The 7,261-nt window shown below is 73.1% G+C and carries 6 protein-coding genes; 3 read left to right on the top strand and 3 right to left on the bottom strand.

Features of this window, described 5'->3' with window-relative positions; genetic code table 11:
• The coding region (locus ACYVIP_RS08720; RefSeq protein WP_460393949.1) for a biotin/lipoyl-containing protein at positions 1 to 549 on the bottom strand (549 nt) is incomplete at its 3' end.
• Between the two features lie 29 nt (positions 550 to 578).
• Complete coding sequence (gene lpdA / locus ACYVIP_RS08715) at positions 579 to 1,949, bottom strand: dihydrolipoyl dehydrogenase (RefSeq protein WP_460393947.1); 1,371 nt, start codon at positions 1,947 to 1,949, stop codon at positions 579 to 581.
• A gap of 117 nt (positions 1,950 to 2,066) precedes the next feature.
• On the opposite strand from lpdA, the gene ACYVIP_RS08710 reads away from it, so the two are divergent.
• Both ACYVIP_RS08710 and ACYVIP_RS08705 read left to right on the top strand, forming a co-directional pair.
• Complete coding sequence (locus ACYVIP_RS08710; protein ID WP_460393945.1) at positions 2,067 to 2,432, top strand: oxidoreductase; 366 nt, start codon at positions 2,067 to 2,069, stop codon at positions 2,430 to 2,432.
• Positions 2,433 to 2,520: 88 nt separating this feature from the next.
• Positions 2,521 to 4,521, top strand: a complete 2,001-nt coding sequence (locus tag ACYVIP_RS08705; RefSeq protein WP_460393943.1) for an Hsp70 family protein — start codon at positions 2,521 to 2,523, stop codon at positions 4,519 to 4,521.
• An 18-nt stretch (positions 4,522 to 4,539) separates the two neighbouring features.
• Here ACYVIP_RS08705 and ACYVIP_RS08700 read toward each other — a convergent pair whose 3' ends face one another.
• Positions 4,540 to 6,024, bottom strand: coding sequence for a leucyl aminopeptidase (locus ACYVIP_RS08700; protein WP_460393941.1), 1,485 nt, complete (start codon positions 6,022 to 6,024; stop codon positions 4,540 to 4,542).
• 100 nt (positions 6,025 to 6,124) lie between these two features.
• On the opposite strand from ACYVIP_RS08700, the gene ACYVIP_RS08695 reads away from it, so the two are divergent.
• Positions 6,125 to 7,249: a hypothetical protein gene (locus tag ACYVIP_RS08695; RefSeq protein ID WP_460393939.1), complete on the top strand. Its 1,125-nt coding sequence runs from the start codon at positions 6,125 to 6,127 to the stop codon at positions 7,247 to 7,249.
• Positions 7,250 to 7,261: the final 12 nt, after the last annotated feature.

The raw sequence follows: 7,261 nt of genomic DNA, 5'->3' as shown, positions 1-7,261 counted from the left end.
CGACGGGATCTCGGTGTCGACCTTGTCGGTGGACACCTCCAGCAGCGGCTCGTCCACCTCGACGGAGTCGCCGACCTGCTTGAGCCACCGGGTGACGGTGCCCTCGGTGACGCTCTCGCCGAGCGCCGGCATGGTCACCGGGGTGCCCTCACCGGTGCTGGCGGCCGGTGCCGGTGCGGCCTCCGGCGCGGCGGCGGGTGCCGGCTCCTCGGCGGCCTGGGGCTCTGGCTCCGGCTCGGAGGCTGGCTCGGGCTCGGCCTGGGCCGGCGCGTCGCCACTACTGTCACCGTCGGTGTCACCGCCGGCCTCGGACCCGTCGCCGATCACCGCGAGCTCGGCGCCGACCTCGATCGTGTCGTCCTCCTGGGCGACGATCTGCTGCAGCACACCGGCCGCTGGCGACGGGATCTCGGTGTCGACCTTGTCGGTGGACACCTCGACCAATGGCTCGTCGACCTCGACGGTGTCGCCGACCTGCTTGAGCCACCGGGTGACGGTGCCTTCGGTGACGCTTTCGCCGAGCGCCGGCATCTGGACGGAGAACGCCATGGTTCGCTGACTCCTTGTTACTTGTGGCTTCAGCCGTGCACGTGCAGTGGCTTGCCGGCCAGGGCGAGGAAGGCCTCGCCAAGCGCTTCGGTCTGGGTGGGGTGTGCGTGGACTAGCGGAGCCACGTCTTCGGGGTAGGCCTCCCAGTTGTAGATCAGCTGGGCCTCGCCGACAAGCTCTCCGACCCGGTCACCGACCATCGTCACACCCACGACGGGTCCGTCGGGCGCTTTTACCAGCTTCACGCCGCCGGTGGTCTTGAGGATCTGGCTCTTGCCGTTGCCGCTCAACGCGTAGGTGTAGGTCTCGGCGCCGCCGAAGCGCTCCTTGGCCTGCTCCTCGGTGAGCCCGACGGAGGCGACCTCCGGCCGGCTGTAGGTGACCCGGGGGATGCCGGTCTCGTCGATCGGTCGCGGGTCGAGCCCGGCGATCTGCTCGGCGGCCAGGATGCCGTGCTGGAAGCCGCGGTGGGCCAGCTGGAGCCCGGGCACCAGGTCGCCGACGGCGTAGACGTGCTCGAGGTTGGTGCGCAGCCGGTCGTCGGTGAGCACGAACCCGCGCTCGGTCGCGATGCCGGCCTCCTCGTAGCCGTGGCCCGCGCTGTTGGGCCCTCGGCCGACGGCCACCAGCAGCGTCTCGGCCTCGATCGTCTCGCCGGACTCCAGCGACACGGTGACGGTCGAGTCGGTCTGCTCGGCGCCGGTGAACCGCACGCCGGTCTTGAACTTGATGCCGCGCTTGCGGAAGGCGCGCTCGAGCTGCTTGGAGGCCCACGCGTCCTCCAGCGGCACCAGCCGGGGCAGCGCCTCCACGATGGTCACGTCCGCGCCGAAGGAGGCCCACACGCTCGCGAACTCGACGCCGATCACGCCGCCGCCGAGCACCACGACGCTGGCCGGGATGTAGTCCAGGTGCACGGCCTGGTCGCTGGTGATGATCCGGCCGCCGATCTCCAGGCCGGGCAGGCTGCGCGCGAACGAGCCGGTGGCCAGCACCACGTCGCGGCCGGTGTAGCGCTGGCCGTCGACCTCGACCGCGTTGGGCGCGACGAACCGGCCGGCACCCTCGACGACGGTGACCTTGTTGGCCTTGGCCAGCCCCTGCAACCCCTTGTACAGCCCGCCGACCACGCCGTCCTTGTAGGAGTTGACGCCCGCGATGTCGATGCCCTCGAGCGAGGACTTCACGCCGAACTGGTCGCCCTCGCGGGCGAGGTCGGCGACCTCGGCGGCGTGCAGCAGCGCCTTGGTCGGGATGCAGCCGCGGTGCAGGCAGGTGCCGCCGAGCTTGTCCTTCTCCACCAGGATCACCGACAGGCCGAGACCCGCCGCGCGGAACGCGCACGCGTAACCACCCGAGCCGCCACCCAGGATCACGAGGTCAGCGGAGGTATCAGTCACGGGCTCTCCTCGACGTGTTTAGGCTTGCGCTGCCGGCGACTCTGCTCTTGACACCGGCCACCACACATCATCTTGTCACTTCGTGCGAGAGGCTTGCGAGGTGGCCGGACAGGCACAATGTGGGGACGACTTTCTGCTACGGAGGTAGCTGCCGTGGGCGTTTTCGACTCGCTGCGCAAGAAGCGCAAGAGCGGTGCTGGCCAGGTCCGCTCGGCCAGCAAGCAGGACACCGCACACCTGGACGACTGGGCGTCGGCGCGGCGCGGGGTCGAGGCGTTCGTCGAGCCGCGAACCCATGTCACCGAGACGACGGTGCTGCTGGTGGCCCACGACGGGGAGTGGACCCGCCGGCGGATCGCGAGTGCCGACGCCGCCTTCGAGTTCGCCAAGAAGCGCTCCATGCCGATCTACGAGGTGGAGCGGGTTGGCTACCCGAAGCGCATGCGGGAGTATCAGGCCCGCCAGAAACGCGAACGTGGTTGACCGGCACCGTTCGGGCTCCGCTTGAACCGACGCGTCCCACCTCGCCGTATGAAGGGTGATCCGGGTTTCGGACAGAATGGGGTGGGCCGTGACTGGAGTCACCGTCGTCGTCGACTTCGGTAGTGCCCACACCGTGGTCGTCGCCGGGTCGCCCGACCGGCTGGTCACCGTCGCGCCCTCGGTGGTGCTGCTCAGCCAGGACGACCAGCTCGTCGCCGGGCACGAGGCGATGCGGCTCGCTCCTGCTGACCCGTCCCGGCTGCTGACCAGGCTCAAAACCCGGCTGGACGAGCGCGAGGTGCTGGTCGGCGACATCGTGCTGCCGGTGGCCGGCCTGGTGCGGGCCCTGCTGACCACGGCGGTGCGGGCGGTCGACGGGCCGGTGGCCGAACTGGTGCTCACCCATCCCCACGACTGGCCGTCGGCGCGGGTCGCGGTGCTCACCCAGGCCGCGGCCGGCCTGGCCGAGCGGGTCACGACCGTCGCCGCCCCGGTGGCCGCCGCCGCGGGCGCCGACCCGGAGCCGGGGACGTCGATGCTGGTGCTGGACTTCGGCGCGACGTTCTGTGCGGCCGCGGTCGTGCGCCGGACGCGGACGGGCTACGAGGTGGCGGCCAGCGGGTCGCTGCCGCTCGGCGGCGACGACCTCGACGACCGGGTGTTCGACTTCCTCGGCGGCGAGGTGGACGCCCGGGTCCGCAAGGAGCGGGTGGTCGACACCGGCGCGGCCGACGGGCTGACGGCCGAGGACTTCGAGCGGCTGATCGCCGGGGACGTGGCCAGGATCGTCAAGATGGTCACCAAGGTGCCCGGCGCGGCGTCGGTCGACCGGGTGCTGCTGGTCGGCGGGTCCAGCCGGGTGCCGCTGGTCGGGCGCCGGGTGGCCGACGCGGTGCCCCGGCCGGTGCGGTTGGCCGCCGACCCGGAGCAGGCGGTGGCCTGGGGCGCGTTGCGCCTGGCCAGAACCGAGCGGGTCGAAGCGCCCGCGGCCGCTGATGAGCCGCCGCCCGCGCCGCTGCGGCCCGTCGGCCGCCGGCTGATCGTGGCCGCGGCGTTGCTGGTGTTCGTGCTGGCCGCCGCCGCGGTGGCGGTCGTCGGGGTCGGGCCGGGGCAGCTGGTGGCCGGCTTACCCGGACCGGCGGGTCTGCCGGCCGAGGCCGAGGGGGACACCGAGCTGCCGCCCGAGGTCGCCGGCCAGGAACTGGTGAGCGCGGGCCAGACCAAGTTCACGGCGGGACGGCTCGACGCGCCGGTGCGGTTGCGGCAGGCGTCGGGTACGACCCTGGAGCTGACGCTGACCGGTGTCCAGGCCCAGCCGCGGGTGGCGGCACCGTTCGCGGACGCGCCGCTTGGCTACCGCTGGGTGACCGCGCAGCTGAGCGGGGCCAACGTCGATGGCCCGGACTGGCGCGCGGACCTGGACGGCATGGTGGCCGCGCTGGACGACCGCGGTCAGTGGATCCGCCCGTTCGACGGCGCGGTCGTCGGCTGCGCGGAGCAGGCGGCGGTACCGACGACGGTCGGTGCCGGTGAGTCGTTCGCGGCGTGCGTGCTGCTCCCGGTGCCCGAGGCGACCCCGGTCACCTCGGTGGTGTTCGGTGAGGTCGGCGGGCCGTCGCCGCCGGTCCGGTTCCCGGTGTCGGTCCCGCCGGCGTCGGCGAGCGCTGGCCCGGCCCCGGCGCGCGCGGTCGGCCGGTTGGGCGAGCCCGCGGTCGAGGTGACCGTCGACGGTGCGGCCGTGCGGGCGGGTTTCCACCTGGTGCTGACCCCGTCGGGCTACCTCGGCGACCGACGGCCGGCGCCGGGCAACCGGTATGTGGTGGTGCGGGCCCAACTGCCGGCGTTGAGCACCGCCGAGCACGTCTACCTGCGCGACGACCGAGGCGTGCTGACCAAGCCGCTGTCCGGGTTCGACGCGATGCCCAAGTGCCCGGCGTTCGGCGGTCTCGGCGACCCGGGGACGTTGGTGTACGCCTGTTTCGTCTACGAGCTGGACGCCGACGCGCCGGTCGCCGGCGTGACCCTCGGCGGCCCCCTGGCGGGGGCCGGCCGCGAGGTCGACGGCTGGCCGACGTGGACGGTGTCCTGACCCGGCTGTTGTCCTGACTCAGCCGTTCTCGGCGATGTCCGCGAGCAGCGCGGCCAGCGTGCGGACCGGGACGCCGGTGCCGCCCTTGCCGTTGTAGCCCCAGGGGGAGCCCGGGTTGAAGGCCGGGCCGGCGATGTCGATGTGCGCCCACGGCAGGCCGGCCGGCACGAACTCGCGCAGGAACAGCCCGGCGGCGAGCATGCCGCCCCAGCGGTGGCCGGTCACGTTGGACAGGTCGGCGAGCCTGGAGTCGAGGTCGCGGCGGAGCTCCTCGGGCAGCGGCATCGCCCAACCGCCCTCGCCGGTGGCGCGGGCGATGGCGGCCACCCGGTCGCGGAAGTCGTCGGTGCCCATGATGCCGGAGGTGCGCCTGCCCAGCGCCACGAGCTGGGCGCCGGTGAGGGTGGCGGTGTCGATGAGGTAGTCGGGCTCGTCCTCGCACGCGCGGACGATGGCGTCGGCCAGGATCAGCCTGCCCTCGGCGTCGGTGTTGAGCACCTCGACGGTCTTGCCGCCGTAGATGGTGAGCACGTCGCCGGGGCGGTAGGCGTCGCCGGAGGGCATGTTCTCGGCCATCGGCACCGTGGCGATGATCTCCAGCGGGTACTTCAGCTTGGCGGCCAGCACGATGGTCGCGACGATGGCGGCGGCGCCGGACATGTCCGAGGACATCTCGTCCATGTTCGCCGCGGGTTTGATCGAGATCCCGCCGGTGTCGAACGTGATGCCCTTGCCGACCAGCGCGACCTTCTTGCGGGCCTTCGGGCCGCGGTAGCTGAGGCGGACCACGCGCGGTGGCCGCGACGAGCCGAGGCCGACGCCGAGGACGCCGCCGAACCCGGCTTTGCGCAGGGCCTTCTCGTCGAGGACGGTGACCTCGAGGCCGGCCGCGCGGCCGATGGCCGCCGCCCGGTCGGCGAACGACGCCGGATACAGGTCGTTGGGCGGGGTGTTGACGAAGTCGCGGGCGGTGTTGACCGCCTCGGCGATCGCGGTGGCGGCCTTGAGGGTGGCCCGGTGCTCGCGGGTGGTGCCCTCGGCCGGGGCGGCGAGGTCGAGGCGTTCGAGCGGGGCGTCGCCGACGTCGGAGCGGTAGGCGTCGAACCGGTAGGCGCCCAGGACGGTGCCTTCCACGGTGGCCTGAAGGTCCAGTGTGGACAGTGTGCTGAGCGCGCGGCGGGTGCCGGCGAGCGCGCGGGCGGCGACGCCGGCGGCGCGGCGGACCTGCTCCGCGGTCGGGTCGCCGTCCCCGAGCCCGGCAGCCAGGATGAGCTTGGCCGGCAGGCGGCCCATGGTCGGGATCTTGACGATCTCGTCCGGTTTGCCGGTGGCGCCGAGGGTGCGCAGGGTGTCGAGCAGCGAGCCGTCGAACGCGGCGGCGACCGTTTCGCCGCCGGGGGCCACGGCGAGTTGGTCGTCGACCTGGTGGGTGCCGATGATCACGGCGTCAACGGTGGCTTCGTCTGCCGCGGTGGCGGTCAGGGACAGCTTGGGCGCGGTCAACGAACTACTCCCGTCGGTTGAGGTGCTGACGCATGCTAACGACCAGGCATGACAGTGCCCACTGTCAGGTAGGTGGAACGTGATCTGCCACGGTTGGTGGGTGGGTGCCCGCAGCGTGGACTTCGTGGCTGGTGGTGTGGTGTCGACGGTCGGCGCCGGGTTGTTCAGCGGGTTGGCGCCGGCGGCGGGGCTGGCCGGGCCGTGGTTGCTCGCCGGGGTGGTGTCGGCCGCCGGGCTTGGCCTGTTGGTCGTGCTATCCACTTCGGATCGTCCACTTGAGACTGCTCGGATTCCGGTGCGGCGGTTGGTGTTCGGTGTCGGCGCGCTCGGCCGGCTGGCGGCGGCGGTGGCCGTTGCTGGCACGTTCGGGCAGTACGTGACGGTGGGGGCGGGGCAGGACCCGACGGCGGCGCGGGGGTTGGGCGCGGTCGGGCTGGTCGCGGTGGTGACGGCGGTGGCGGTGCTGGTGGCGAGGTTGCCGGTGCTGGTGGTGCGGGTGGCGGCGGTGCTGGTGGTCGGGAGCTTGGCGCTGGTCGCGCTCGCGTGCTTCGCGATCGAGCCGGTGGCGCCCGCGGTGGCGGTGGACGGCGGCGGGAGCGTGGTCGGCCTGGTCGCCTGCGCCGGGCTGCTGACGGTGTGTTTCCTCGGCGTCGGCCCGGTGCCACGGGGCGCCCGCGTGGTCGACGTGCACCTGCCGGACGACGACGGTGCTTCGGCGGATCTGCCGCCGGGCGATGGGCCGGTGTCCGAGCGGGCGGTGGGTGCGGTTGGGGGCGCGCCGGATGACTCGCCGCTGGAGTTCGGGGCTGGCCGGGCGGCGGTGCGGGCGTGGCGGTTGGGGGTGCTGGCCGTGTTCGCGGTGGTGTTGGTCGGGTGCCTGGCGGTGGGCGCCGGGGTGTTGCGCCAACTCGGCGCGCCCAGGCTGGCGCTGTCGCCGACGCCGCTGCTCGACGCGCTGGCCGCGGCGGACGCGTCGGCGCTTGAGCCGATCGTGGTCACCGGTGTCGCCGTCGGCACCGGGTTCGTGTTGCTCGGGATCCTGCGGTGGTTCGGTGCCTGGGCTGGGACTGTGCCGTCCGGCCGGGTCAGTGTGGCCGTCGGCGTGGTGGTCGCGGTCGGTGCCGCGCTGGTCGCGCCGTCCACCGCACTGGTGGTGGCGGCTGTCCTGCTACTCGGTGACGCGGCGCTCAGGTTGGTGGCGGTGCGTCACCGACGGTCCCGTTAGCGGATATGGTTG

Source organism: Actinophytocola sediminis, assembly GCF_054779715.1.
Note: the sequence above shows the minus strand (reverse complement) of the source record. Positions and strands in the feature narration are given on the sequence as shown.

Coding starts and splice junctions, on each gene's coding strand:
- ACYVIP_RS08710 (WP_460393945.1), top strand. CDS start 2,067: ATGTGGGGACGACTTTCTGCTACGGAGGTAGCTGCCGTGGGCGTTTTC.